This is a genomic window from Streptomyces sp. NPDC093591, from assembly GCF_044764885.1.
Taxonomy (GTDB): Bacteria; Actinomycetota; Actinomycetes; order Streptomycetales; family Streptomycetaceae; genus Streptomyces.
Genome location: NZ_JBIWIY010000020.1, coordinates 21,358 through 46,647 on the forward strand (window position 1 = coordinate 21,358; position 25,290 = coordinate 46,647).

Consider the following 25,290-nt stretch of genomic DNA (forward strand, 5'->3'; position numbering starts at 1 on the left):
ACGTCTGGAGGACGCGATGACGACCACCGAGGCCGGCGCGGGCGTGCCCTCCGAGGCGGAGGACACATCGGCCGTCGTGACCGACCACGACCGCGGCATCCACGGCTACCACAAGCAGAAGGACGAGCACCTCAAGCGCCTGCGCCGGATCGAGGGCCAGATCCGGGGGCTGCAGCGGATGGTCGACGAGGACGTCTACTGCATCGACATACTCACGCAGGTGTCCGCCTCCACCAAGGCCCTGCAGTCCTTCGCCCTGCAGTTGCTGGAGGAGCACCTCCGTCACTGCGTCGCCGACGCGGCCCTCAAGGGCGGTGCGGAGATCGACGCCAAGGTGGAGGAAGCGACGAAGGCGATCGGGCGGCTGTTGCGGACCTGAGGGCGAGAGGTGCGGAAGCCGGCGGCGAGAGGTGCGGAACTGACGGCGGCTGCCGGGGGCAGGGGTGGCTGAGAATGGTCAGTCGGCCGTCGTGTCGCGTTCCTCCGCGACTCTCAGGACCTCGTCGATGCTCTCCAGGCTGAGCCGGTCCTCGCGGGCGGTCGACGCCGCGATGATCAGCTCTCCGCACAGCTCGATCTCGGCGAGGGCGACGTGGTCCTGAACTGCCGTACCGCCGACCGGAGCCACGTGCATCACCTCTTCTCTGCCGTTACCGACTTCCTAGAGTAGGGAGCGGCCTACACCCCGCGCATGGCACGGACGGGCTAGTTCTTGACGCCCGTCACGCACGCATACGCCGGCCCTCACCCGGGCCCTCACTCCTCGGCGATCTTGCCCGCGTAGATGTCGTCGCCGTCCGGCAGCCGTACGTCGACGGGGGCCCCGAAGTCGTACAGCAAGGTCGTCGAGGCCACGGCGACGGCGTTGTTCTGCTGTCCGTTGACGAAGCTGAACCGGTGCCGGACCTTGCGGATCCGGCCGGCGTCGTCGAGGTAGACGTCGAACGGCACCTGATCCGAGGCGAACCCTTTCGCCGCTGCCGCCAGGGATTCCTTGTTGCCCTCGGACGCGTCCCGAGCGGCGATCCCCAGGTCGGCCGTCCCCCGGTAGTGCCGCACCGGCGTACCGGCGATCTTGTCCTCACCCACGTACGCCGCCGTACGCGCCCCGCGCAGCACCTCGGCGGCGGCGAACGGGTCGGTGGCCCCGCCGGTGACGAGGTTGCCGTCGGAGAGGGACCGTGTGTCGACGCGCACCCATTTGTCGGCGGGCACACCGGCTCCCCGGTTCTTCATGAACAGGGCCCCGGGAGCGAGCAGTTCCACGATCGGCCGGTGCTCGGGGGTGCCGGCGGGGTCGTGCGGGAGCAGGACCCGCAGTCGCCCGAGCTGTTTGCCGAAGTCGTACACGCCCTCGCCGCGGATGGTGACGCGGGTGCCGCCGGCGGCCATCTCCATGGACGTACGGGCCTTGGAACTGCGGGCGCCGACGAGTGCGTCGGCGGCGTTCCGCACGGTCTGCACGGCCTCGCCCTCGCGCGCGTCCTCGGCGGCGATGCCGCTCTGGGCGCATCCGCTGCCCGTCAGACAGACACACAGGATCCCGGCCGCAACGCCCGCCCCGCGCCTTTGCTTGTGCTGCCGCTCCGTCATCGCCTGCCTACCCCCAGCCGGTACGTCCGTCACGGGCCCCCTGTCGTTCCGGTTAACGACGGGTAGGTGGCCTCGTCACGCACGGCGGTGCGTTGCCCTTACTTGCCTTGGGTAACGTTGCAGGTGTGGCGCAGAAGGACGGACCGACCTCTTCCCGAAATCACGGCGACCCCCTGGACCACCGCATGACCATGGTGGAGAAGGGCCCTTTCTGCTCGGCCCAGTGCAGCTGCGGCTGGCGAGGGCCGGCGAGACGCGCGCGGAGTCTGGCGCGGACGGACGCGAAAGGGCATGTGGGGGGCTGAGGCCGCGGTGAGACGGCGGTGAGACAGAGAGGGGCCCGCCCCCCGGGAGCCGGGGGGCGGGCCCTTTATCTGCCTCGCGGTGGCACCGCCATGCAGCACCGCGAGGGGTTTGTGCCGCCTGGTGGCGGATCAGCCGAAGCGGCCGGAGATGTAGTCCTCCGTGGCCTGGACCGACGGGTTGGAGAAGATGCGCTCCGTGTCGTCGATCTCGATCAGCTTGCCGGGCTGGCCGACGGCGGCGAGGTTGAAGAACGCCGTGCGGTCCGAGACACGCGCCGCCTGCTGCATGTTGTGCGTCACGATGACGATCGTGAAGCGTTCCTTGAGCTCGCCGATCAGGTCCTCGATGGCGAGCGTGGAGATCGGGTCCAGGGCCGAGCAGGGCTCGTCCATGAGGAGGACATTCGGCTCGACCGCGATCGCCCGCGCGATGCACAGGCGCTGCTGCTGGCCGCCGGAGAGGCCCGAGCCGGGCTTGTTCAGGCGGTCCTTCACCTCGTTCCAGAGGTTCGCGCCCTTGAGGGACTTCTCCACGATCTCGTCCAGCTGCGACTTCTTGTACTTGCCGTTGAGGCGCAGGCCGGCGGCGACGTTGTCGTACACGGACATGGTGGGGAAGGGGTTCGGCCGCTGGAAGACCATGCCGACCTCACGCCGTACGGCCACCGGGTCGATACCGGCGCCGTACAGGTTCTCGTCGTCGAGCAGCACCTTGCCCTCGACGCGGCCGCCCGGCGTGACCTCGTGCATCCGGTTGAGGGTGCGCAGGAAGGTGGACTTGCCGCAGCCGGAGGGACCGATGAAGGCGGTGACGGAACGGGGCTCGACGGTCATCGAGATGTCCTCGACGGCCAGGAAGGAACCGTAGTAGGCGTTGAGGCCGCTGACATCTATGCGCTTGGCCATGTGAATCACTGCTTCTTTCAGGGGGGTTTCGGGTCGCTGATTGGCCGCGTCAGCGGCCCGTCTTCGGTGCCTTCCAGCGGGCGATACCGCGAGCCACCAGGTTGAGGATCATGATGAAGGCGATGAGCACCAGCGCCGCCGCCCAGGCACGGTCGTACGCCGGGCCCTGGCCACCACTGTTCGCGAACTGCAGGTAGATGTACACCGGCAGTGACCCCTGCGGGTCCTTGAACGGGTTGGCGTTGATGAAGTTCGTCACCCACACCAGCAGCAGCAGCGGGGCCGTCTCACCGGTGATACGGGCGACGGCGAGCATGACGCCCGTGGTGATACCGCCGATGGAGGTCGGCAGGACCACCTTCAGGATGGTGCGCCACTTGGGCACGCCCAGCGCCAGCGAGGCCTCGCGCAGCTCGTTCGGGACGAGCTTGAGCATCTCCTCGGTGGAGCGGACGACCACCGGCAGCATCAGGATGGACAGGGCCATCGAGCCGGCGAAGCCGGAGTAGCCCATGCCCAGGATCACGATCCACAGGCTGAGGATGAACAGACCCGCGACGATCGACGGGATGCCCGTCATGACGTCGACGAAGAAGGTGATGGCCCTGGCGAGCTTGCCGCGGCCGTACTCGACCAGGTAGATGGCGGTCAGCACACCGATCGGCACGGAGATCACGGTGGCGATGCCGACCTGCTCCAGGGTGCCGAGGATGGCGTGGTAGATGCCACCGCCGGGCTCGGTGTCGGAGACCACACCCATCGAGTGGCTGAGGAAGTAGCCGTCGAGGACCTTCACACCGCGCTTGATGGTCTCGTAGATGATCGAGGCCAGCGGGATGGCGGCGAGCAGGAACGCGACCCAGATCAGGCTGGTGGCGGTGCGGTCCTTCGCCTGCCGACGGCCCTCGACGCGTGCCGAGATGCCGAACGACCCGATGACGAACAGCAGCGCGGCGATCAGGGCCCACTGGATGCTGCTGTCCAGCCCGGCGGCCGTGCTGATGCCGAGGCCGAGGGCGACCGAGCCCGCGGCTACGGCCCAGGCGAACCACTTGGGCAGCGTGGCGCCCTTGAGGCTGCTCGGGCGCTTGTCGGAGAGAGTTGCGTTGCTCATGCGTTGGCCCCCGAGAACTCCTTGCGCCGCTCGATGATGATGCGGGCGGTGCCATTGACCAGCAGGGTGATGACGAAGAGCACCAGACCGGAGGCGATGAGCGCGTCACGGCCGTTCTCGGTGGCCTCGTTGAACTTGCTGGCGATGTTCTGGGCGAAGGTGCCGCCGCCCGGGTCGAGCAGGCTGGCGTCGATGTCCATGATCGGCGACAGGACCATGGCGACGGCCATCGTCTCGCCGAGCGCGCGCCCGAGGCCCAGCATCGACGCGGAGATGACGCCGGAGCGGCCGTAGGGCAGGACCGACATCCGGATGACCTCCCAGCGCGTGGCGCCGAGGGCCAGCGCGGCCTCCTCGTGCATCTGCGGGACCTGGCGGAAGACCTCGCGGCTCACGTTGGTGATGATCGGCAGGATCATGATCGCGAGCAGGATGCCGACGGTGAACAGCGAGCGCGGGGCGCCGCCGCTCCACTCGAAGATGCCGGTCCAGCCGAGGTACTCGTCCAGCCAGCCGTACAGGCCGTCCAGGTTCGGCACCAGGACGAGGGCGCCCCACAGGCCGTAGACGATGGACGGCACCGCGGCGAGCAGGTCGATCACGTACGCGATGGGGCCGCCGAGCTTGCGCGGGGCGTAGTGCGTGATGAACAGGGCGATGCCGATCGAGACCGGGACCGCGATGGCCAGCGCGATGACCGACGACACGACGGTGCCGAAGGCCAGGACGGCGATGCCGAAGACCGGCGGGTCGCCGGTCGGGTTCCACTCGAAGGTGGTGAAGAAGTTGGCCTCGTCCTTGCTGATCGCGTTGAAGGCGCGAAGGCTGAGGAAGACGGCGATGGCCGCCATGACCACCAGCAGGAAGATGCCGGATCCGCGGGAGAGCGCGAGGAAGATCCGGTCTCCGGGGCGGGTGGCGCCGCGGGCGGCACGCTTCTGCTCGGTCGTGGGCGGCTCGGGTGTGGGCGGCGAGGCGATGCTCTTCGTTGATATGTCCATCGGGTTCTCCGGTCTGCGGAGCCGTCGGGGACGACGGCCCTGAAGCGGAGCCACCACGGGTGGGCGGTGACTCCTGGCGGCGGTGCACCGGACAGTGCGGCCCGCTCCGGTGTGGGGAGCGGGCCGCACACAGGTCAGCTCAGGCTCTCGACGGTCTTGCGGACCTCGGTGATGATCTCGTCGGGCATCGGGGCGTAGTCGGCCTCGGTCAGCACGCCCTGGCCGTCCTCGGAGGCCATGTAGCCGAGGAAGGACTTGACGGCGGGCAGGGTCTCGGCCTTGTTGCCCTTGTCGCAGACGATCTCGTACGTGACCAGGGTGATCGGGTAGGCGCCCTCGGCCTTGGTCGCGTAGTCCAGCTCAAGAGCCATGTCCTTGCCGGTGCCGACGCGCTTGGCGGCGGCGATGGCCTTGGTGGCGTTGTCGAGGGTGGCCTCGACCGGCGTGCCGGCGCCCGTGTCCAGCTTGACCGTCTTCATGCCGCCCTTGGCGTAGGACAGCTCGAAGTAGGAGATCGCACCCGCGGTCTGCGTCACCTGCTGCGCCAGGCCGGAGGAGCCGGAGGCGGACTGGCCGCCCTTGGCCTCCCAGGACTTGCCCGGCTCGTACTTCCAGTCCTTGGCAGCCGCGGCGGCCAGGTACTTGGTGAAGTTGTCCGTGGTGCCGGACTCGTCCGAGCGGTGGAACGCCTGGATCTTGAGGTCGGGAAGCTTCGCGTCGGGGTTCAGCTTCTTGATGGCCGCGTCGTTCCAGTTGGTGATCTCGCTGTCGAAGATCTTGGCGAGGGTCGAGGCGTCCAGGGTGAGGCTGTCGACGCCCGGGACGTTGTAGCCGACCGCGATCGGGCCGCCGACCATCGGCAGGTCGATGGCCTGGCCGCCGTTGGTGCAGGCGGTCTTCTTGGACTCGGTGATCTCCTCGGCCTCCAGCGCGGAGTCCGAACCGGCGAACGCGGTCTGGCCCTGGAGGAACGCGGTGATGCCCGCACCCGAACCGGTCGGGTTGTAGTTCACCTGCACGCTCTTGCACGCCGCGGTGTACTGCTTGACCCAGGCGTCGACCGCGTTCTTCTGCGCGGAGGAGCCGGAAGCCTGCAGCTGGCCGCTGGCGTCGCCACAGTCGATGTTGCCGGTGGGCGCGGCGGCGGTGGAGTCGCCGCCGGTGCCGGTGTCGTCGGAGCCGCACGCCGTGAGGGCCAGGGCGCCGGAGACGGCGAGAGCGCCGAGAGCGAGTGCCCGCCGGTTCTTGCGCTGAAGCTTCACTTGAGGGAGTTCCTTCCAGGAGCCGCCGTCCTGAATTCGGCGGCGTGCGAAGAATGGGCGATGCGGACGCGTCTCGTCGGGCGCGGTCCGTCACCGTGCAAGGCCGAAATTAGGCAGTACAGGTGAAGGCGCCGAAGGGCGTAAATGAACGAGGGGTGAACCCCTGGGGACGGTGCGGTGAGGTCACGGAACGCTTACGTCGAGGACACGGGAGCATTCCGAGACTTTGGGGTGGGTTGTAGCGGACTATGCCGGGCGCAGCGACCGCAGCAGGGCGTCCACGAGGTCGCGGTCCCTCGGCTGGGTCAGGCGGCCCCGCGCGGCCGTGGGGGAGAGCCACAGCAGGCGGTCCACCTCGTCGGTCGGGGTGAAGGTGCCGGGGCCGGCCTCGGCCGCCCAGTAGCGGACCTCCTTGGGGCGGCCGTTGGCCAGGTACCGCAGGGTCGGCAGCTCGGCACCCGGCCGAGCGCGGTGACCCGTCTCCTCCGTGACCTCGCGCAGGGCACCGTCCAGGGGGGCCTCGCCGCGTTTCAGCTTGCCCTTGGGGTGCGACCAGTCGTCGTATTTCGGCCGATGGATCAGGCATATCTCCAGCCCACCGTCTACCGGCGAACGGCGCCACAGGACGCAGCCCGCCGCGTGGACGGTGGTGAGGTCCTTCGCGTGAGTCACCCGGGTGTGCCTCCTTCGGCCCTGGTTCAGGGCGCGCCCACCGTCTGGATCTGCCAGGACTGCTGGAACGCGAACCGTGCCGCCTCCACCTCGTGCCGCTGGTCGGCGTGGAGCACGCCGAGGGCGTAGGCCGTGGCCGGGGCGATACGCGGGGTGCGGGCCGCCTGGGCCGCGGCGGCCGCCGCCTCGGAGGCGTCACGGTGCCGGTTGAGGGCCTGGCCGGCCGTCAGCAGCCGTACGTCCACCCGGGTGCCCCCGTGGAGGACCTCGCGGGCATAGCGGTGCAGGCGCAGCAGCAGACGGACCTGGTGCCAGGGCGCGTCCTGGGGGTGCGGGGACGGGTCCGGGGACAGGCCGTGGATCAGGGCCTCCGCGTTGTAGGGGTGGCCCGCGGTCACCAGGGGCAGCGCCGTCACAGCGTCGCAGAGGCGTTCCTCGGCGGCGGCCGCGAGGGGGCGCAGGTCGGCGGTGGCCGCGGCGGGGGTGAGGGGGACCTCGCTGGCGAGTAAGGCGATGTTGTCGGCGACCGCGTGGAAGCGGCTGCTCCCGAGGGCTTGGAGGGCGGTGCTGTGGGCCCGGGTCCGGGCCAGGGTGAGCTGGCGTTCGAGCAGGGCGCCCGCTTTGGCCGCGCCGACCGTGAGGTTGCCGCGTTCCGGGGTGGCCGCCGGGTGGGTGGCGGGGCCGGCGGTGCCGGGTGCCGCCGCGTCCACCCGTGCCGCCCCCGCGGCACGACTGCCCGCGGCTACGTTCGTACGGCTGCCCGCGGCTGCCTCGGCCGTGCCGTTCCCCGCGCCCGCACCATGCACATCGACCACCCCCGGCTGCGCCGGCAGCACCGCCGCCCCCGACAACCGGTGCAGGGCCAGCAGCAGGCGTTCCAGGCGGGCCGCGTACGCGTGTTCCATCGCCAGGGTTCCCGAGAGCCAGGCCAGTTCGGGGCGGATGGCTTCCGACCAGTCGGCGTCCAGCAAGGGGCGGAACGTGTGCAGGCTGGCGCTGATACGGCGGGCCGAGCGGCGCAGCGCCCGGGCCGCGTCGACGGACTGCTCCGAGCCGTTGTCCCCCGCCCTCGGCTTCGCCCGGGCGGGGGCGCCCCCGTCGCCGCCGGTCTCCCGGTGCTGGCGCAGGGCTCGGAGGAACTCCGTGGCCTGGGCGCGCAGGTAGCCCGCGAGGGCGTCCCCGGTCACGGCCCCGGCCGTGGGGTCCGTCGGATCAAGGTGTTGCTGTGCCACGCCGGCGCCTCCGGGCGTCTATGAGCATCTCCTGGACGTTGCGCAGGGGCTGGCCGTCCGCGTCCGTCGCGTGCCGGGTCCACTCGCCGTCCGGACCGAGGTGCCAGGACGCGGTGGTGTCGGACATACCGGTCTCCATGAGCCGGTTCAGCGCGGCGCGGTGGGCCGGGTCGGTGACCCTGACCAGGGCTTCTATACGACGGTCGAGATTGCGGTGCATCATGTCGGCGCTGCCGAACCACACCTCGGGCTCGCCGCCGTTGCCGAAGGCGAAGACCCGGGAGTGTTCGAGGAAGCGGCCGAGGACCGAGCGGACGCGGATGTTCTCCGACAGTCCTGTCACGCCCGGGCGGATCGCGCAGATGCCGCGGACCCAGATGTCGACCGGCACGCCCGCCTGGGACGCGCCGTAGCAGGCGTCGATGAGCGCCTCGTCGACGATCGAGTTGACCTTGATGCGGACGTAGGCGGGACGTCCGGCACGGTGGTGCTGGACCTCCTTGTTGATCCGCGAGATCAGGCCGTCGCGCAGGGACTTGGGGGCCACGAGCAGACGGCGGTACGTCTCCCGGCGCGAGTAGCCGGAGAGGCGGTTGAACAGGTCGGACAGGTCCGCGCCGACCTGCGGGTCGGCCGTCAGCAGACCGAGGTCCTCGTAGAGCCGGGCCGTCTTCGGGTGGTAGTTGCCGGTGCCGACGTGGCTGTAGCGGCGTAGCGTCTCGCCCTCCTGGCGGACCACCAGGGACAGCTTGCAGTGGGTCTTCAGGCCGACGAGACCGTAGACCACATGGCAGCCGGCCTCCTCCAGCTTGCGCGCCCACTTGATGTTGGCGTGCTCGTCGAAGCGGGCCTTGATCTCGACCAGGACGAGGACCTGCTTGCCGGCCTCGGCGGCGTCGATGAGCGCGTTGACTATGGGGGAGTCGCCGGACGTCCGGTACAGGGTCTGCTTGATCGCGAGGACGTCCGGGTCGTCGGCCGCCTGCTCCAGGAACGCCTGCACGGAGGTGGAGAAGGAGTCGTACGGGTGGTGCAGCAGCACGTCCCGGTTGCGCAGGGCGGCGAAGATGTCCGGCGCGGACGCCGACTCGACCTCGGCGAGATCGCGATGGGTGCCCGCGACGAACTTCGGGTACTTCAGCTCGGGCCGGTCGATGGAGGCGATGCGGAAGAGACCGGTGAGGTCGAGCGGGCCGGTCAGCGGGTAGACCTCGGCCTCGCTGATCTTCAGCTCGCGCACCAGCAGGTCCAGGACCTCCTGGTTGATGTTCTCCTCGACCTCCAGGCGCACCGGCGGGCCGAAGCGGCGCCGCATGAGCTCCTTCTCCAGGGCCTGGAGCAGGTTCTCGGCGTCGTCCTCCTCGACCTCCAGGTCCTCGTTGCGGGTGACCCGGAAGGCGTGGTGCTCCAGGACCTCCATGCCGGGGAACAGCTCCTCCAGGTGGGCGCCGATGACGTCCTCCAGCGGGACGAACCGGCCGGGGGAGGCCTCCAGGAAGCGGGAGAGCAGCGGCGGCACCTTGACGCGGGCGAAGTGCGGGGTGCCGGTGACGGGGTTGCGGACCCGTACGGCCAGGTTCAGGGAGAGGCCGGAGATGTACGGGAAGGGGTGCGCCGGGTCGACCGCGAGCGGGGTCAGGACCGGGAAGATCTGGTGCCGGAAGAGGGTGAACAGGCGGGCCTGCTCCTTCTCCTGCAGCTCGCTCCAGCGGACCAGGTGGATGGCCTCCTCCGCGAGGGAGGGGGCGACGTCCTCGTGGTAGCAGGCGGCGTGCCGGGCCATCAGCTCGCGGGAGCGGGCCCAGATCATCTCCAGGACCTCGCGGGGCTGGAGGCCGGACGCGGACCGGGTGGCGACACCGGTGGCGATACGGCGCTTCAGTCCGGCCACGCGGACCATGAAGAACTCGTCCAGGTTGCTGGCGAAGATCGCCAGGAAGTTCGCCCTTTCGAGGAGCGGGGTGTTGGGGTCCTCGGCGAGTTCGAGGACGCGCTCGTTGAACGCGAGCCAGCTGCGCTCACGGTCCAGGAACCGGCCCTGGGGCAGCTGGACACCGTCGACCTGGGTGACCTCGTACGCGTCGAGGTCGGCATCGATGTCGGGCTCCAGCTCGGAGACCACCGCCGAGGTGACCGTGTGCGGGCGGTGCGCCGCGATGGAGCCGACGGAGGGCTGCGCGTGCTGGACGTTTGCCTGGGCGTTCGTGGACTGGCTCATATGCCCATTGTTCCGCGCGGCGAGGCTTATGGGCGCGTCGGAAAGAGCGGGCGGGAGTGGGGCGGGGAGGCGTCGTGCGTCCCCGTTCCTCGCGCTCCCTTCCGGGGGCGGCGCAGGCTCTGGCACGGCGGGGGTCATTGGCTGAGCGTCGCAAGGCTGTCTTAACCGATGGTTACGGAGACATGGCGTGCGGGATAGCGGGGGGCGGCTCGCGGGCGTCTACGTGACGGGTCGTATGTCCGGTACGCCGTCAGGCGGTACGGCGGCGCAGCAGCCCGAAGGCGGCGGCGGTGGCCATCGCGGTGGCGCCCAGCAGCAGGCCGGTTTCGGCGAGATGGAGCGGCCAGAAGTCCGAGGCGGGGTGGTAGTCGGTGTAGTAGCCGACGATGTCGTGGGCCGCGAGGCACTTGGCGTCGTCGTCGCCGCACAAGGGGTCGGGGACGCGGGCTCCCGTGGAGGTGAGGGCGTCCGACTCACCGAAGATGAAGTGCGTCGGTAGCCGATGGCCGGACTCCAGGGTGCCGACCATGGTCTGCCCGGGCACCAGGTTGCGGCTCGCGACAGTGGCGAGCGTCAGCAGCGCATAGGTGGCGGCCAGGGTGACGGCGAGCGCCGGGAGCGCGCGGCGCAGGATCAGGCCCGCGAGGGCGCCGATGGCGAGGCCGAGCAGGGGTGCGGCGATGGCGGCGGTGCCGTTGGCCCGGATGTTGTCGTCGGTGTACCAGGACCACCGCCCCAGCGGGAGGGGGTGCACGTCGGACACCAGGCGGTGCAGGAGGACGAGGACGGTCGTGCCGGCCGTGATCAGGACCGCCGGGACGGCGAGCTTGGCGGCCAGCCAGCGGGCGGGGGTGACGCCCTGGGTCCAGGCGAGGTGTGCGGTGCCGTTCTCCATATCGCGGCTGACGAGGCAGGCGCCCGCCCAGGCGGCGACGAGCGCGGGGATCCATGTGATGCCGAGCCCGGCGGCCCTGAAGACGCGGTCGAAGTCGAAGATCGGGTCGCCCCACGAGCAGCCCTCGCGGCCCGCGCACATCCGGTCCCACTCCGCCTGGGCCGCGTCGGCACCCGGTCCGTACGCCCACAGCAGTACCGCGGCGCCGCTGAGGACGACGCAGGCCCACAGGATCAGCGCCGAGCGGTGCAGCCGCAGGACGGTCCAGGTCAGGCCGCGGGGAGCGCGGGGCGGCCGACCGGTGGTGGGGGCCGCCGCCCCGCGGATTGCGGTGGTCATACGGCGGCTCCGGTACGGCGGTTCAGCAGCCGGAAGGCGATCAGAACCGCGAGGGCCGCGAGGGCGAGGGCGATGCCGGTCTCCACCAGCTGAAGGGGCCAGAAGTGCGACGACGGGTGGTAGTCGCGGTAGAAGCCGACGATGTCGTGTTCGGCGAGACACTTGGCGTCGTCGACGCAGATCGGGTCGGGGACGCGGGCGCCGGTGGAGATGAGGGCGCCCTCGTCGATGACCATGCCGATGTACGCCGGGTACTCGTGCTTGTTCGTGAGCGTCTCCAGCGGCCACAGGTACGGCCGCAGGGTGCCGAGCACGGTCGTGAGGAGCGCCAGGCCGAGGACCGCCAGGCCGAGCGCGGGCAGGGCCCGGCGCTGGAGCAGACCGGCCAGGACGCCGACGGCGAGGCCGAGGACGGCGTAGGCGGTGGCGAGGGTGCCGTTGGCCTCGAAGGTGGCGCCCTGGTACCAGCTCCGTGAGCCCATCGCCGCCCGCAGCGGACCGTCCGCCGACCACACCATGCGGTGCAGCAGCGTGAGCAGGAGTGTCCCGGAGACGAGCAGGGCGGCGGGGACGGTGAGCTTGGCGGCCAGCCAGCGGGCGGGGGAGACGGACTGCGTCCACGCCAACTGGGCGGTCCCGCTCTCCAGTTCACGCCCGATGAGCGCGGCGCCCGCCCAGGCGGCGGTGAGGAACGGCACGAGTCCGAGGATTCCGGTGCCGAGGCTGACGACGGTGTCGTACCGGGTGTAGGCGGGGCCGACGTAGTCGCAGCCCAGGCCCGGTTCCGTCGTCGAGCCGCACCCCATCTTGTGGTACTCGGCCCACGCGGCGTCCGCGCCCGGACCGTACGCCCACAGCAGCGCTCCCGCGCCGACGGCCACCAGCAGCAGCCAGAACCACAGCGCCCAGCGGTGCAGCCGCAGCATCGCCCAGAGCAGGCCGCGCGTCCCACGGGTGGAGGTGGCGACGGCGGACGTCTCGATGGTCGTCACGGCGGTCATACGGCGGCCTCCCGGATGGAGTCGAGGCGAAGGGCAGGGGCCCCGGGGGCGCGCAGGTGGGCCAGGACCAGCTCCTCGAGCGTCGGGGCGGTGGTCTGCCAGCCCTCGCCGAGGGGGCCGTCGGGGCGTACGAGTGCGGTGAGCTGGCGTCCCGTGGTGCGGGACTCGACGACGGTGTGCGGGTCCAGGGAGGCGTCGGCCCGGCCGGTGACGAGCTGGTGCGCGGCGAGCAGGTCGTCCAGCGGGCCGGCGAGGCGGACGCGGCCGGCGCCGAGCAGCAGGAGGTGGTCGCAGGCGCCGTCCAGCTCGGCGACGACGTGCGAGGACATGACAACCGTGGTGCCGTGCTCGGCGGCGTCGGCCATGAGCGCGGCCATCAGCTGGTGCCGCGCCAGCGGGTCGAGGTCGGCCATCGGCTCGTCCAGGAGCAGCAGTTCGGGGCGCTTGCCGAGGGCCAGGGCGAGCGCGACGCGGGTGCGCTGGCCGCCGGAGAGCGTGCGGATCTTCGCGTCCGGGGCGAGGTCGCCCTCGGCGGTGATCCGCTCGGCGACCCGGGCGTCCCAGCGGCGGGGGTTCAGCTCGCGGCCGAGGCGCAGGGTGTCGGCGACGGTGAGCTGGGGGTGCAGGGGCTTGTCCTGGGCGACGTACGCGAGGCGCTCGCGGACCGCCGCCGGGGTCTGGCCGAGGACGGTGACCGTGCCGTCGGTGGGGCGCAGCAGCCCGGCGGCGAGGGAGAGCAGGGTCGACTTGCCCGCGCCGTTCGGACCGACGACGGCGCAGACGCTGCCCGCGGGGAGCCGGAAGGAGCAGTCGTCCAGGGCGGCCTTGCGGCGCCGCCCGAACTTCCTGCCCAGCGCGGCCGCCTCGATGGCGGTCTCGGTCATGACTCGTCCCCCTTGAAGTGCGTGTCCAGTACAGAAGTGAACAGAGCGTCCACGTCGTCGCGGTCCAACCCCGCCTCGCGGGCCCGTACGGCCCACGCGTCCAGTTCGGTGCGCAGGGGCGATTCGGCCGGCGCGGTGCTCAGTGCGCGCCGTACGAACGTGCCGAGTCCCCGACGCGCCTCGACCAGGCCCTCGCGTTCCAGTTCGCGGTAGGCCTTGAGGACGGTGTTGGGGTTGATGGCGGTGGCCTCGACGACCTCACGGGCCGTCGGCAGCTTGTCCCCCGGCTCCAACAGACCCAGGCGCAGGGCCTGTTTGGTCTGCTGGACGATCTGCACGTAGGTGGCGACGCCGGAGCGCCGGTCGATGCGGTACTCGACCATCCCGTTCCACCACCCTTTCACTAATTGAGTAGTGAAAGGGTGGTGTAAGAGAAGGGGCGGCGTCAAGAGCGCCGCCCCTTACGGGAGTTATGTGCGGTTTGCCGTCAGGTCTTCGCCTGGCACGTCACGTTTCCATCCGGTGCATCACGTCTCGGCCCGGTACATAAGGTCCGTCTCGTACGTCACGAACCCCAGCCGCTCGTACACCGAAACCGCCGCCTTGTTGTCGGCGTCGACGTAGAGCATCGCCGTGGGCAGCCCCTGCCCCGCCAGATGGCGCAGCCCGATCGTCGTCAGGGCCTTGCCCAGGCCGCCGCCCTGTGCGCCCGGGTGCACGCCGAGGACGTACACCTCGCCCAGCCGTTCCTCCGCGTGGACCTTCGTCCAGTGGAAGCCGACGAGTTCGCCCGCCCGCTCCGCCAGGAAGAACCCCGCCGGGTCGAACCACGGCTCGGCCTTGCGGTCGTCGAGGTCGCGCTGGGTGAGCGAGCCCTGCTCGGGGTGGTGGGCGAAGGCGGCGGCGTTCACGGCGAGCCAGGCCGCGTCGTCCTGGCCGGGCACGAAGGTGCGGACCGTCACTCCTTCGGGGAGCACCGGGTCCGCCAGCTTCAGGTCCGCCAGCGAGCGGCGCATCTGGCGCAGTTCGCGGAACAGGGTGAGGCCGAGGACCTGGGAGAGGTGCCGGGCGGCGGCGTGGCCGCCGTGGGCCCACACCCGCAGCCGCTTGCCGGACGCGGCGAGGAGCGCCGAGCCGAGCGCGCGGCCGTGACCGTGGCCGCGGTGCGAGGGGTGGACGACCAGCTCGGCGGCCGGGGCCTCCACCGGGTCGGTGTCCTCCAGCTGGGCGTAGCCGACGAGTTCGTCGGCGACCGTCAGCAGCAGGTGCGACACGCCTTCGCGCTCTCCGCCGCGCAGCTGGAGCCGGCCCTGCTCGGACACCGCCTGCTGCCCGTCGATCCGGGCGGCCTCCGCGAGCAGTTCGAGTACGGCCTCGGTCTGCTCCGGGGAGAGCGCGGAGTGGGTCTCGATGGAACGGGTCGGGAGGGGGTGTGCGGTGTCGTCGCTGGTCATGCGTACGAGGGTAAGGGGAGCGTCCGGCAATGTGGCGGCAAAGGGGCGGGCAAAGGGAAACCAGAAAGTAACCATGAACCCCCTGTCGCGCTACGCGCGTTGACTCTAGGCTGCGCCCGACGGGGCCATGTCACTTTCGACCCACAGGGGGGCGTATGCCAGCCGAGTCACGCGCGCACCAGAGCCGCAGACGCCGTACTCACCTTCTTCTCGCCGGGGCCGCCGGTGTCGCCGCCGCCGGCGCGCTGGCCGCGGCGCTCCCCGCGGCCGCGACGGCGGAGGAGAGCTCCGCCAGGCACGGGGGCGGTTACGGCTACAACCGCTACCAGGACGTACAGCTGCTGTCCTTCAACGACCTGCACGGCAACCTGGAGCCGCCGTCCGGCTCCTCCGGCCGGGTCACCGAGCTGCAGCACGACGGCACGACGAAGACCATCGACGCGGGCGGCGTGGAGTACCTCGCCACGCACCTGCGCCAGGCCCGCGAGGGCAACAAGTACTCCATCACCGCGGCCGGCGGCGACATGGTCGGCGCCTCCCCGCTGATCTCGGGCCTCTTCCACGACGAGCCCACCATCGAGGCGCTGAACAAGCTCGAACTGGACGTCACCTCGGTCGGCAACCACGAGTTCGACGAGGGCGCGAAGGAACTGGCCCGTCTGCAGAACGGCGGCTGCCACCCGACGGCCGGCTGCTACACGGACGAGGAGTTCGAGGGCGCCGACTTCCCGTACCTCGCCGCGAACGTCCTCGACGAGAAGACCGGCAAGCCGATCCTCAAGCCCTACTGGGTGTGGAAGAAGAAGGACGTCAAGGTCGGCTTCATCGGCGTGACCCTGGAGGACACCCCGGGTGTCGTCTCCGCCGACGGAGTCAAGGGCCTGAAGTTCAAGGACGAGGTCGAGACGATCAACAAGTACGCCAAGGTGCTCCAGCGCCAGGGCGTGAAGTCGATCGTCGCCCTCATCCACGAGGGCGGGGCACCGGCGTCGGCGTCGTACAACTACGACTGTGATGCGCCCGGCGCGGGCGACGGCATCTCCGGCCCGATCGTCGACATCGCCAAGAACATCACGCCGCAGGTCGACGCGCTGGTCACCGGCCACACGCACGCCGCGTACGTCTGCACGATCGACGACCCGGCGGGCAAGCCCCGCATGGTGACGTCGGCGGCGTCCTTCGGCCGCCTCTACACGGACACGACGCTGACGTACGACCGCTACACCGGCGACATCGCCCGTACGTCCGTGGAGTCGGCGAACCACGTGGTCACCCGGACCGTCGCCAAGGCGCCGGACATGACCGAGCTGATCAGCAAGTGGAACACCCTCGCGGCGCCCATCGGCAACCGTGCGATCGGCTACATCTCCGCCGACATCCCCAACACCAACACCGCCCCCGAGTCCCCGATGGGCGACCTCATCGCCGATGCGCAGCTCGCGTACGGCAAGGAGCTCGACCCGGAGACCGACCTGGCGCTGATGAACCCGGGCGGCGTCCGGGCGGGCCTCACCTACGCGGCCAAGGGCAGTGAGGGCGACGGCGTGGTCACCTACGCCGAGGGCTTCACCGTCCAGCCGTTCTCCAACACGGTGAACCTGCAGGACTTCACCGGAGCCCAGCTCATCAAGGTCCTCCAGGAGCAGGTCAGCGGCTCGAACGCGGCCGCGCCGAAGATCCTCGCGCCGTCCTCGGGGCTGACGTACACGCTGGACCTGACGAAGACCGGCGCGGACCGTATCGTCGTCGACTCCGTCAAGCTGAACGGCGAGGCCATCAACCCGACGGCCACCTACCGCGTCGCGACCAACAGCTTCCTCGCGGGCGGCGGCGACGGCATCACCACGCTGGGCCAGGGCACGAACGACCTGGTCGGCACGGACGACCTGACGGCGCTGGAGAAGTACCTGACGGCCAACTCCTCGGCCACGAACCCGATCGCGCCGCCGACGGCGAACCGGATCACGGTCGTGCAGTAGTTCGTGTTTGCAGTAATGCGTGAACCGGCGTGAACTAGATCGCAAACCTCCGGTAGAGGTTGCGGGTGGGGGGCGTGCGCATGGTCGGATGGATCGATGCGTACCCCCCACCGCATAACCACGCATCCCTATACAAACCCCTACGAGGAGCTCGCCAGTCTGGACGACGGTCCGCTGGAAGAGTTCCTCCACGAGGACATACGGGACGAGCAGGACGAGGCGGCGGCCCAGGACGATCCCTGGGCCCCGCCCAACCACCGCCGTAACGGTCGGCGCCGCCGACGAGGCCGTCTCGCGGGGCTTCCCCTCGCGCTGAAGGCGGTGATCGCCCTCGTCGTCCTCGCCTCCTTCCTCGCCCTCGGCGACCGCTGGGCCCTGCTGTACGCCGAGCGCAGAGCGGCGGACACCCTCAAGGACCGCTTCGACCTGGCCGCGGCGCCCGAGGTGGAGATCGGCGGCTTCCCCTTCCTCACCCAACTCGCCGACGAGCGGCTGGACTCGGTGAAGGTGACCGTCCCGGACGTGGCCGCCGACCGGATCTCCCTCGCACAGGTGACGGCGACCGCGAAGGACGTACGGCTGCACACCGACGGCCCGACGGCCGTGCGCGGCGCCGACGTCCCGATACTGCAGGGCGACGTCCTCCTCTCCTTCGCCGACCTCAACCGTGAACTGGGCGCGTCCCAAGTCACGTTCACCGGTCAGGGCCACGACCGGGTCCGGGCGCGCGGCACCCTGCCGGTCGCCGGACACGACCTGCGGCTGCGTGCCGAGGCCCGCATCGTGCGCGAGGGCGACCGCGGCATCGCGACGCACATCGGCGGAATGCGCCTGGACATAGGGGACCTGGCCACGTACCGGCCCGGCACCCGCGCCGCGGACGGCCTGCACCTGAGCCGTGAGTCGGCGGCCCGCCTCGCCCGCGAGACCCGCAAGGCGAAGGCGCTCCTGTCCATCCCGTCGGTCGTACGGCGTCTGGGAGTGCCCGACTCCGTCGTCCGCGAGGCCCTGCGCAACGAGTCCAAGCTGACCGACCTGACCGGCACCCCCCGCTTCCTCCACCAGGCCATGCGCCTCAACCTCATCGACCTGGCCCTGGACCACCCCGCCCTGCTCAAGCGCCTGGGCTTCGACCCCGCCCTGCTCGACGCCCTGCCCCGCCTCACCCGCCCGGTCCTCGCCGACCAGCTGTCGCTGGGCTTCCGGCTGCCCGAGCCGCCGAGCGGGGCGCTGCGCTTGCGGGACGTCCGGGTGGAGGAGGACGGGATCAGGGTGCGGTTGGAAGGGACCGGTCTGGCGGTCGGCGGGAAATAGGACCGGAACAGGTCCGAACAGGTCCGAACAGGCGGGAATAAAACCTGTGTGAATTCCGGGCCGGTTCCCGGGTCTCCCTGAAAATTGATCTCAGTCTCAATTCATCGAGGTCTCACCGTTTTTGGCTTTTTCCGGATTCGGCGTCCCGTAATGTTTTCCATGTCGAAAGCGAACGACGCGAAAGCAAAGAAGGAGAGTCACATGAGCTTCCACAAGGTCGCCCCGGTGAAGAAGACCCGCAAGGCCGCCGCCCCGGCGCCCAAGAAAAAGGCCCACAAGAAGGCGACTCCGGTCACTCCGAAGCGTCGACCCGTGGGTAACCGGGACTGACAAAGAATTCACCTGAGTAAATCCAAGTAATTCACAGGAAAGAGAAACAATCATGAGCTTCCGCAAGATCGCCCCCGTGAAGAAGAACAACTGCAAGACCGGCGCCCCGGCCGCCAAGAAGCAGAAGGCTCCGGCCGCGCCGAAGAAGCAGGCCCCGAAGCGCCGCCCGGTCGCGCACCAGGGCTGAGGTCCGCCACGAGGCGGGGTCACCGGAGCGTCCGCGCTCCGGGGCCCCGCCTCGGCCATGTCCGCAGGGACCGCAAAGGGAGTGGAGCATGAGGGAAGTCCGGGACGCCTTCCGGCGTTTCTGGCCGCTGACGCGCGGTGACCGCAAATGGCTGGCGGTCATCGTGGCCTGCGTGGTCGTCGCCGCGCTGGCCGAGACCGCCTCGATCCTGCTGTTCGCCGAGCTCACCGACAACGCGCTCAAGGCCGGTTCGCTGTCCGCCTTCTGGGGCCCGGCGGCGGCCTGGCTGGTCGTCGCCGCGCTGGGTGCGCTCGTCGGCTACCTCGGCAACTCGCTCGCCACCTGGACCGCCGAGAGATTCGTGCTGCGGCTGCGCGCGAAGGTCTTCCGGCACGTCCAGGACATGCCGCCGCACTTCTTCGAGAAGCACCGGCAGGGCGACCTGGTCGAGCGGCTCACCGGCGATGTCGAGGCCATCGAGCAGATGGTCGTCTCAGGCGTGGTCGGCACCGTCTCCGCCGCCTTCTCGGCGGTCTTCTACTCGGCGGCCGCCCTGTACCTGCGCTGGGACCTGGCGCTGGCCACCTTCGTCCTGGCGCCCCTGTTCCTGCTGGCCGCACGCCGCTTCTCCGGCCTTATCCGCACGGCGTCCCAGGACGAGCGGGTGGCGGGCGGCGCGATCACCTCGGTGGTGGAGGAGTCGCTGGACAACGTCGTCCTGACCCAGGCCTACAACCGCCGCCGGGACGAGGAGCGGCGGCTCGACCGCGAGGCACGGGCCTGGATGAAGGCGTCCGTGCGCGGGGCGCGGCTGAGCGAGATGTACGAGCAGTTCGTCGAGGTCGTGGAGACGGTCTGCGTGCTCGCCGTGATCGGCCTCGGCGTCTGGGAGATCTCGGCCGGCCGTATGACACTCGGCCAGCTCCTCGCCTTCGCCGCCTTCATCGGCTACCTCTACCCGCCGATCCGCAACCTCGGCCAGCTCGGCCTCACCCTCACCGCCGCCACCGCCGGCGCCCAGCGCCTCGGCGAGATCCTGGACGCCGAGCCTGCCGTCACCGACCCCGCCGAGCCGGTCACGCCGTGGCCGGTGCGGGGCTGGGTCGGCTTCCACGGGGTGTCCTTCCGCTACCCAGGTTCCGCCAGGCGGTCGCTGACCGACCTGACGTTCACGGCCGGCCCCGGCGAGCTGGTGATCATCACCGGGCCGAGCGGTGCGGGCAAGTCCACGACGGCCAAGCTCCTCACCCGCTTCTACGACCCCGAGGCGGGCGCGATCACCCTGGACGGCGTGCCGCTGACGGACATGGGACTGGAGTTCCTGCGCGAGAACGTGGCGCTGCTGCCCCAGGAGACCCTCATCCTCAACGGCACCATCCGCGAGAACATCGAGTGCGGCCGCCCGGGCGCGAGCGACGCGGAGATCGAGCGGGCGGCGCGTGCGGCGGCGGCGCACGACTTCATCGCCGCGCTCCCCGGGGGCTACGACACACACGTCGCCCCCGGCACGGCCGCCCTCTCCGGCGGCCAGCTGAAGCGGATCACGATCGCCCGCGCGATGCTGCGCGCCGCGCCCGTCCTGATCCTCGACGAGCCGACCGCCGGGCTGGACTCGGTGGCCGCCCGCCAGGTCGTACAGCCGCTGCGGCGGCTCATGTCCGGCCGTACGACGATCATGATCACCCACGATCTGAGCCTGGCGCCGGATGCGGACCGGGTGCTGGTCGTGGACGGCGGCCGGCTGGTCGAGGCGGGCACGCACGGGGAGCTGGTGGCGCGGGGAGGCGTCTACGCGCGGCTGGCCGGACCGATGCCGGCGGCGACGGCGGAGGAGACGCTGGTCCTCAGGCTGTGAGGACGGTGGGCGTCGACCTCGGCTCCCGCCCCCGGCATGCCCGGCTTCCACTGACGCCGGGCATGCCGCGTTCTGCCGCGTGCCGGTGTCAGACGACCCGGCGGACGCGCTGCGTGTCCAGGTCGTAGCGGGCGCCGACGATGGCCAGTTCGCCGGTGCTGATCCGCGCGGCGAAGTCCGGCTCGGCGGCCAGACGCGCGTGGACGGCCCGTACGTTCGCGTTGATGGTCGAGTCGATGCGAGCGGTGCCCTCCTTCGTGTGATCGATGTTGGGGGCTATCTGCTCGGCCAGGTACTGGATGTGGGCAGGCAGCCGCTCACCGGTCTCGTCCGCCTCGACGGCGGCCTTCACGGCACCGCACGACTGATGTCCGAGCACCACGATCAGCGGCGTCCCCAGTTCGAGCGGCCCGTAGGCGAGGCTGCCGAGGACGGCCTCGTCCAGGACCTCGCCGGCGGAGCGCACGACGAACAGGTCACCGAGGCCCTGGTCGAAGATCAGCTCCGGCGGGACACGGGAGTCGATGCAGCCGAGGATGACGGCGAAGGGGTGCTGAGCCGACGTCAGGGCCTGCCGTACGGCGGGCGACTCGTCGGGGTGGCGCTCACGGAAGGTGCGCCAGCGCTCGTTGCCCGCGGCGAGTTCACGCAGGGCCTCCGCGGGCGTGCTGGGCCGATGCCGTGCGGCGGTGGGCGTGGGGGTGGCGGAGGCGGGAATCGCGCCGAGGGCGGCGGTCGCCCCCAGCGCCGCGGTCCCGGTGAGCCCGAACCGCAGGAGTGCGCGGCGGGCAGGAGAGCGCAGGGCGAACCGCTTGTGAGCGGACGCGGTCGGCATGGCGACGGATCTATCGGAGTTCACGGTGTGGAACGTACGCCCGAAATTCGAAACGAATTTTTACGTTGCTGAATCATGGCCGAGCGCGGGGAAGTCATGATCGAGCGTTGGACAGCTCTTGACGTTCTCCCGCGCCGGCCTTGACTTTGAGCGGCGCCCGCAGGGATCAGGAAGCCGTGGGCGTCCAGTCGCCCAGCCAGTCCGCGACCTCCTGCCCGGCGGCCTGGGCGTCGGTCAGGTGCGGGCGGTTGGCGCTCGCCGCGCCGGAACCCGGGCCGCTGTTCTTGTACTCGGCGAAACGGTCGTCCTTCCAGGAGAAGCCGCTCATGTCGGTCCAGGGCGTGGACTTGACAGCCGCGCTGAGGGTCGTGTTGCGGACCGTCGTCTGCGGGTCGAGGGTCGCGTCACCGCCCGCGTGCCAGGGGCGGCCCAGGAAGAAGCTGGACGCCGAGACGTCGCCGTTCACGGCCGAGTTGGCGATCAGGATGCCCTTGCGGTTGGCGGCCGTGCTGGGGGCGGTGACATAGCCGGCCGATGTGCCGTCCCAGCGCTTCTTCAGGGTGATGACCGAGCGGTCGATCACGGCCGACGCCCGGCCGAAGATGAAGTCGACGTTGCCCGTGATGTACGAGTTCCTGACGTAGACCCGGCCGAGCCTGTCCTTGGCGGCCGTGTCCAGCAGCAGGGTGTCCTGGTCGCCCTCGGTGATGATGCCGTCCAGGAACACCTTGTCGGCGGCGGTGCGCAGCGCCACGGCCTGATGGCCGCTCAGGTTCTGGTTCGCCTTCTCGTCGAAGTCGTTGGAGATGGTCAGGTTGCGGGCCTGGAAGTCGTCGGCCTCGACGGCGACGGTGGCGCTGCCGCCCGTGCCGTAGGTGCCGCCGCCCGGCTTGGGCGTGCCGGCCGCGTTGTTGTAGACGATCACCGTGTCCTTACGGCTGCCGCCTGTGCCCTGGATGGTGACGTGCGGCTTGTTGGCCGGGACCTTCACCAGCTCGCGGTACGTGCCCGGTTTGACCGCGATCACGACCCGCGAGGCGTTGTTCGCGGGCACGGCGTTCACGGCCGCCTGCACGGTCGTGTACTGGCCGCTGCCGTCCTTGGCGACGGTGAGGGTCGTCGCGGCCTTGGTGCTCGCCGCCGCGGTCGTCGTACCGATGGAACCGCGCGGTCCCGCACCGGACTTGAGGAGCGACGGCACGTTCGCCGCCGCGTCGAGCGTGTACGAGTAGTACGCCTTCGGATCGAAGGCCGTACCGCCGCTCTCATTGCGGCCACTCGTCCCCGAGAAGACGTTGCCGCGCTGGACGAGGGTCGCGGTGGCGTCCTTGATGACGGGGTTGTTCATGCCCTGGAAGTAGGAGTTCTCCAGGACCATCGCCGTCCTGCCGCGCGAGTAGTTGCCGTACGACGACTTGATGGCGGTGCCCGCCACGTCCTCCAGGAAGTTGTTGTAGAGGTGCGCGTGGGCGGCGTTGTCGGTGGACGGGTTGCGCTGCTCGGTCTCGCGGAACCAGTTGTGGTGGACCGTGATGTCCGTCTTGACGTTCCCGGTCCAGCCGATGCCGAAGGTCTTGTTGTTGTCGCTGAGCTTGTTCCAGGACACGGTCACGTTCGTGCTGTCCTTGCGCACGTCGATGAGGCCGTCGGCCATGTGCCGCAGATCGTTGTGGTCGATCCACACGTGATGCGCGCCGTCCATCTGGATGGCGTCGAAGTCGTGGTCCTTGTCGTTCCAGACGCCCTGGTACGAGTCCCGGATGGTCAGGTTCCGGATGATCACGTTGTGCACGCCGGACCCGAGGAAGAACCCGCCGCCGACGATGTGCCCGGAGGTGCCGGACCCGACGATGGTCTTGTCGGACTGGACCTTGATCTCTTTCCCGACCGGATTCATGTTGATGGTCCCGGCGACGACGATGACGTACGGCTCGGCTGCCGTCGCGTACTTCTCCAGGTCGGCCTGCGTCTTGACGGTGACGATCTGTCCGTCACGGCCGCCGTAAGTGCCGTTCTGCCCGAGGGAGTTGACGGAGGCGAATCCATCAGCGGTGGCGGTGGCCCAGGCGGGTGCGGCGGCGGTCGCGGCGGACGCCTGCTGCTGGGCACCCTCGCCGAGGAGGCCGAGGTCCGTGCCGTAGGCCAGGGTTCCGGCGGCGGTCAGGGCGAGGGGGACACCGACGGCCAGCGCGCTTCTGCTTCTGCGGTGCCGGGGCCGGTTGCGGGTTTCAGTCACGGCTGCTTCCGATCAGGTCAAGTGGTGGGGGGTTCACGTCACTTGTCTGTCGGAGCCGCTGGGGCAAAGGTTGCCGTACTCGGCTGTGCTTGTCGGGCGCTTGCAGGGACGGTGTCTACGAGGACGGCGCCTACGAGGACGGTGTCTGCGGGGACGGTGCCGGGGCCGTGTCGTCGTCCCTCGCCGCGGCGCCGCGGTTCTGGCGGCTCAGGTGGACGGCGTGCAGCAGGGTGCCGACCGCCGCCGCACCGCTCAGCAGGGAGCCGAAGGCCGCGATCAGTGAGCCGGGGCCGTCGCCTCCGCCGCCACTCGGGTTCACCGCGACGACGGTCTGGGTCACGACGGTGACGGGGGTGGGGAGTTCGCTCGGTTCGGCCGGTGCGGTGGGCTCTTCCGTCGGCTCCTCGGTCGGGCCCTCGGTGGCACCGGGATCGTCCGTGTACGGCGGCTGTTGCGTGGTGTACCAACTGGTCGACGTGTGCCCGGAGTGAGCGGTCCCGTCCGACCCCGAAGCCGCCGCCACCACGAGGAGCGAGACGGCACCGGCCGTGAACAACAGACCCACGGCGATCCACAGGGCGATCTTCGGTGACGAGTTCTTCCACATGGCTCCCCCTCGCCTCAAGCGTAAGGAGAAACGGCCGGGAAGTGGATCACCCTCCCGGCCGCTTTGGCCGAGAAGGTGCGCCAACTGGCCCCTTATGCCCCCTACTTGGTGAGCAACTCCGCCAACCGGTCAGCGAACTCGACGAGCCAGTCCCGCCGCGCTCCTCCGCGCGCGACCCGGAACCCGTGCCGCCGACCGTGGAACGCCGCCTGCACGGCATGGAACTGCGCCCAGCGTCGTACGCGTTCGCGATCGAGGACGGCTGACTCGGCGAAGACGTCCAGGACCCGGTGAACGGCCTTGTCGAGGTCCCCCGCCTCAAGGAGGGACAGCGCACGGGACTTGAGCAGCGTGCCGCCGTCGTAGGCGGGGTCGCCCACCAGCCCCTTGGGATCGACGGCCAGCCAGGCTTCGCGGTCGCCGCGCAGGATGTTCCGGGCGTGCAGGTCACCGTGGATGACGGTCTCCAGCCGGTCGCGGCCCAGCTCGCGAACGGTCGCCAGAGCCGCGTCCAGCACCCGGCGCGGCAGGGGGTGGGCGAGCTCCTCGGCGTCCCTGCGCAACTCCTCCTCCCAGGCGTCGGCCCGCTCCCGGAGCCGGGGCAGTCGGGGCGGGGCGGGTGGCCCGGATGGTGCGGGCGGCGCGGGAATGGCCAGTCGGTGATTGAGCCGACCCGCGACGGCCACGACCTCGTCGTTGTCCTCGACCTCGGCCAAGGTCGACGCGTGTGCCCGTTCGAGCAGCATCGCGAACCGGTCGTCGTCCCGCTGGTGCAGCAGCACGGCCCCGCGCCCGCCCCACACCGCGAACGCGTCCGGCTCATGGACGTTGCCGGGGTGCGGGAACGACACCTTCAGCACGGCGGCAGCGGCATGGTCCTCGCGCTGCCGTACCGGGACGATGATTCCGACCCCGCCGTGCGTCACGTCCCCGTCCGGCACGCAGCCCCAGCGGTCCAGCAACTCGCCGACGATGGCGGGCAGTTCGGCGATCCAGTCGGCTCCGGACTGTCCCTCGCGTTCGATGGTGCCGCGCGCGAATGCCTCCGGTACGGCGATCATCAGGGCACTT

At 70.4% G+C, this 25,290-nt stretch carries 25 protein-coding genes; 7 read left to right on the forward strand and 18 right to left on the reverse strand.

Features of this window, described 5'->3' with window-relative positions; genetic code table 11:
• The first annotated feature begins 16 nt into the window (after positions 1-16).
• Positions 17-379: a metal-sensitive transcriptional regulator gene (locus ACIREI_RS35860; RefSeq protein ID WP_403342114.1), complete on the forward strand. Its 363-nt coding sequence runs from the start codon at positions 17-19 to the stop codon at positions 377-379.
• A 78-nt stretch (positions 380-457) separates the two neighbouring features.
• Here ACIREI_RS35860 and ACIREI_RS35865 read toward each other — a convergent pair whose 3' ends face one another.
• Both ACIREI_RS35865 and ACIREI_RS35870 read right to left on the reverse strand, forming a co-directional pair.
• The gene (locus tag ACIREI_RS35865; RefSeq protein ID WP_403342117.1) at positions 458-634 is read right to left on the reverse strand and encodes a hypothetical protein; all 177 of its coding nucleotides are present in this window, start codon (positions 632-634) and stop codon (positions 458-460) included.
• A 122-nt stretch (positions 635-756) separates the two neighbouring features.
• Positions 757-1,593, reverse strand: a complete 837-nt coding sequence (locus ACIREI_RS35870) for a hypothetical protein (RefSeq protein WP_403342120.1) — start codon at positions 1,591-1,593, stop codon at positions 757-759.
• A gap of 125 nt (positions 1,594-1,718) precedes the next feature.
• Here ACIREI_RS35870 and ACIREI_RS35875 point away from each other — a divergent pair, with 125 nt between their 5' ends.
• Positions 1,719-1,898 (forward strand): hypothetical protein, encoded by a 180-nt coding sequence (locus ACIREI_RS35875; RefSeq protein ID WP_403342123.1) that lies wholly within the window; start codon positions 1,719-1,721, stop codon positions 1,896-1,898.
• A 129-nt stretch (positions 1,899-2,027) separates the two neighbouring features.
• On the opposite strand, the gene pstB is transcribed toward ACIREI_RS35875, so the two are convergent.
• The 12 genes from pstB to mshD form a co-directional block, all read right to left on the reverse strand.
• The gene (gene pstB / locus ACIREI_RS35880) at positions 2,028-2,804 is read right to left on the reverse strand and encodes a phosphate ABC transporter ATP-binding protein PstB (RefSeq protein ID WP_403342126.1); all 777 of its coding nucleotides are present in this window, start codon (positions 2,802-2,804) and stop codon (positions 2,028-2,030) included.
• 49 nt (positions 2,805-2,853) lie between these two features.
• Positions 2,854-3,918, reverse strand: a complete 1,065-nt coding sequence (pstA, locus tag ACIREI_RS35885; RefSeq protein WP_403342128.1) for a phosphate ABC transporter permease PstA — start codon at positions 3,916-3,918, stop codon at positions 2,854-2,856.
• The gene (gene pstC / locus ACIREI_RS35890; RefSeq protein WP_403342130.1) at positions 3,915-4,919 is read right to left on the reverse strand and encodes a phosphate ABC transporter permease subunit PstC; all 1,005 of its coding nucleotides are present in this window, start codon (positions 4,917-4,919) and stop codon (positions 3,915-3,917) included. Before pstC ends, pstA begins: the two co-directional genes overlap by 4 nt.
• A gap of 134 nt (positions 4,920-5,053) precedes the next feature.
• Positions 5,054-6,181: a phosphate ABC transporter substrate-binding protein PstS gene (gene pstS / locus ACIREI_RS35895; protein WP_403342133.1), complete on the reverse strand. Its 1,128-nt coding sequence runs from the start codon at positions 6,179-6,181 to the stop codon at positions 5,054-5,056.
• Positions 6,182-6,427: 246 nt separating this feature from the next.
• Positions 6,428-6,853 carry an NUDIX hydrolase gene (locus ACIREI_RS35900; protein ID WP_403342136.1) on the reverse strand — a complete coding sequence of 142 codons (426 nt, stop codon included), beginning with the start codon at positions 6,851-6,853 and terminating at the stop codon, positions 6,428-6,430.
• A gap of 26 nt (positions 6,854-6,879) precedes the next feature.
• Positions 6,880-8,085: a CHAD domain-containing protein gene (locus ACIREI_RS35905; RefSeq protein WP_403342139.1), complete on the reverse strand. Its 1,206-nt coding sequence runs from the start codon at positions 8,083-8,085 to the stop codon at positions 6,880-6,882.
• Positions 8,066-10,441 carry an RNA degradosome polyphosphate kinase gene (locus tag ACIREI_RS35910; RefSeq protein WP_403342142.1) on the reverse strand — a complete coding sequence of 792 codons (2,376 nt, stop codon included), beginning with the start codon at positions 10,439-10,441 and terminating at the stop codon, positions 8,066-8,068. Before ACIREI_RS35910 ends, ACIREI_RS35905 begins: the two co-directional genes overlap by 20 nt.
• A gap of 112 nt (positions 10,442-10,553) precedes the next feature.
• The gene (locus ACIREI_RS35915; RefSeq protein WP_403342145.1) at positions 10,554-11,537 is read right to left on the reverse strand and encodes a hypothetical protein; all 984 of its coding nucleotides are present in this window, start codon (positions 11,535-11,537) and stop codon (positions 10,554-10,556) included.
• Positions 11,534-12,538 (reverse strand): ABC transporter permease, encoded by a 1,005-nt coding sequence (locus ACIREI_RS35920; RefSeq protein ID WP_403342148.1) that lies wholly within the window; start codon positions 12,536-12,538, stop codon positions 11,534-11,536. The genes ACIREI_RS35915 and ACIREI_RS35920 overlap by 4 nt, the downstream gene beginning before the upstream one ends.
• On the reverse strand, positions 12,535-13,422 hold the full coding sequence (locus tag ACIREI_RS35925) for an ABC transporter ATP-binding protein (RefSeq protein ID WP_403342150.1): 888 nt from the start codon (positions 13,420-13,422) through the stop codon (positions 12,535-12,537). The genes ACIREI_RS35920 and ACIREI_RS35925 overlap by 4 nt, the downstream gene beginning before the upstream one ends.
• On the reverse strand, positions 13,419-13,805 hold the full coding sequence (locus ACIREI_RS35930; protein WP_302003706.1) for a GntR family transcriptional regulator: 387 nt from the start codon (positions 13,803-13,805) through the stop codon (positions 13,419-13,421). Before ACIREI_RS35930 ends, ACIREI_RS35925 begins: the two co-directional genes overlap by 4 nt.
• Before the next feature lie 144 nt (positions 13,806-13,949).
• A complete protein-coding gene (gene mshD, locus ACIREI_RS35935) occupies positions 13,950-14,876 on the reverse strand; it encodes a mycothiol synthase (RefSeq protein WP_403342154.1) in 927 nt (308 codons plus the stop codon).
• 155 nt (positions 14,877-15,031) lie between these two features.
• Here mshD and ACIREI_RS35940 point away from each other — a divergent pair, with 155 nt between their 5' ends.
• From ACIREI_RS35940 to ACIREI_RS35960, 5 genes are all read left to right on the forward strand, one after another.
• Positions 15,032-16,855 (forward strand): bifunctional metallophosphatase/5'-nucleotidase, encoded by a 1,824-nt coding sequence (locus ACIREI_RS35940; RefSeq protein ID WP_403342157.1) that lies wholly within the window; start codon positions 15,032-15,034, stop codon positions 16,853-16,855.
• Between the two features lie 96 nt (positions 16,856-16,951).
• Positions 16,952-18,169: a DUF2993 domain-containing protein gene (locus ACIREI_RS35945; RefSeq protein WP_403342160.1), complete on the forward strand. Its 1,218-nt coding sequence runs from the start codon at positions 16,952-16,954 to the stop codon at positions 18,167-18,169.
• Between the two features lie 201 nt (positions 18,170-18,370).
• Positions 18,371-18,499, forward strand: coding sequence for a hypothetical protein (locus ACIREI_RS35950; protein ID WP_403342163.1), 129 nt, complete (start codon positions 18,371-18,373; stop codon positions 18,497-18,499).
• Between the two features lie 52 nt (positions 18,500-18,551).
• A complete protein-coding gene (locus ACIREI_RS35955; protein ID WP_403342165.1) occupies positions 18,552-18,686 on the forward strand; it encodes a hypothetical protein in 135 nt (44 codons plus the stop codon).
• A gap of 88 nt (positions 18,687-18,774) precedes the next feature.
• Positions 18,775-20,541 (forward strand): ABC transporter ATP-binding protein, encoded by a 1,767-nt coding sequence (locus tag ACIREI_RS35960; RefSeq protein WP_403342168.1) that lies wholly within the window; start codon positions 18,775-18,777, stop codon positions 20,539-20,541.
• An 88-nt stretch (positions 20,542-20,629) separates the two neighbouring features.
• Here ACIREI_RS35960 and ACIREI_RS35965 read toward each other — a convergent pair whose 3' ends face one another.
• From ACIREI_RS35965 to ACIREI_RS35980, 4 genes are all read right to left on the reverse strand, one after another.
• Positions 20,630-21,376: a carbonic anhydrase gene (locus ACIREI_RS35965; protein ID WP_403342652.1), complete on the reverse strand. Its 747-nt coding sequence runs from the start codon at positions 21,374-21,376 to the stop codon at positions 20,630-20,632.
• Between the two features lie 166 nt (positions 21,377-21,542).
• Positions 21,543-23,612, reverse strand: a complete 2,070-nt coding sequence (locus ACIREI_RS35970; RefSeq protein ID WP_403342170.1) for a pectinesterase family protein — start codon at positions 23,610-23,612, stop codon at positions 21,543-21,545.
• A 130-nt stretch (positions 23,613-23,742) separates the two neighbouring features.
• Positions 23,743-24,219, reverse strand: a complete 477-nt coding sequence (locus ACIREI_RS35975) for a hypothetical protein (RefSeq protein WP_403342173.1) — start codon at positions 24,217-24,219, stop codon at positions 23,743-23,745.
• A gap of 101 nt (positions 24,220-24,320) precedes the next feature.
• Entirely contained in the window at positions 24,321-25,280 is a 960-nt protein-coding gene (locus ACIREI_RS35980) for an aminoglycoside phosphotransferase family protein (protein ID WP_403342176.1), read from the reverse strand.
• Positions 25,281-25,290: the final 10 nt, after the last annotated feature.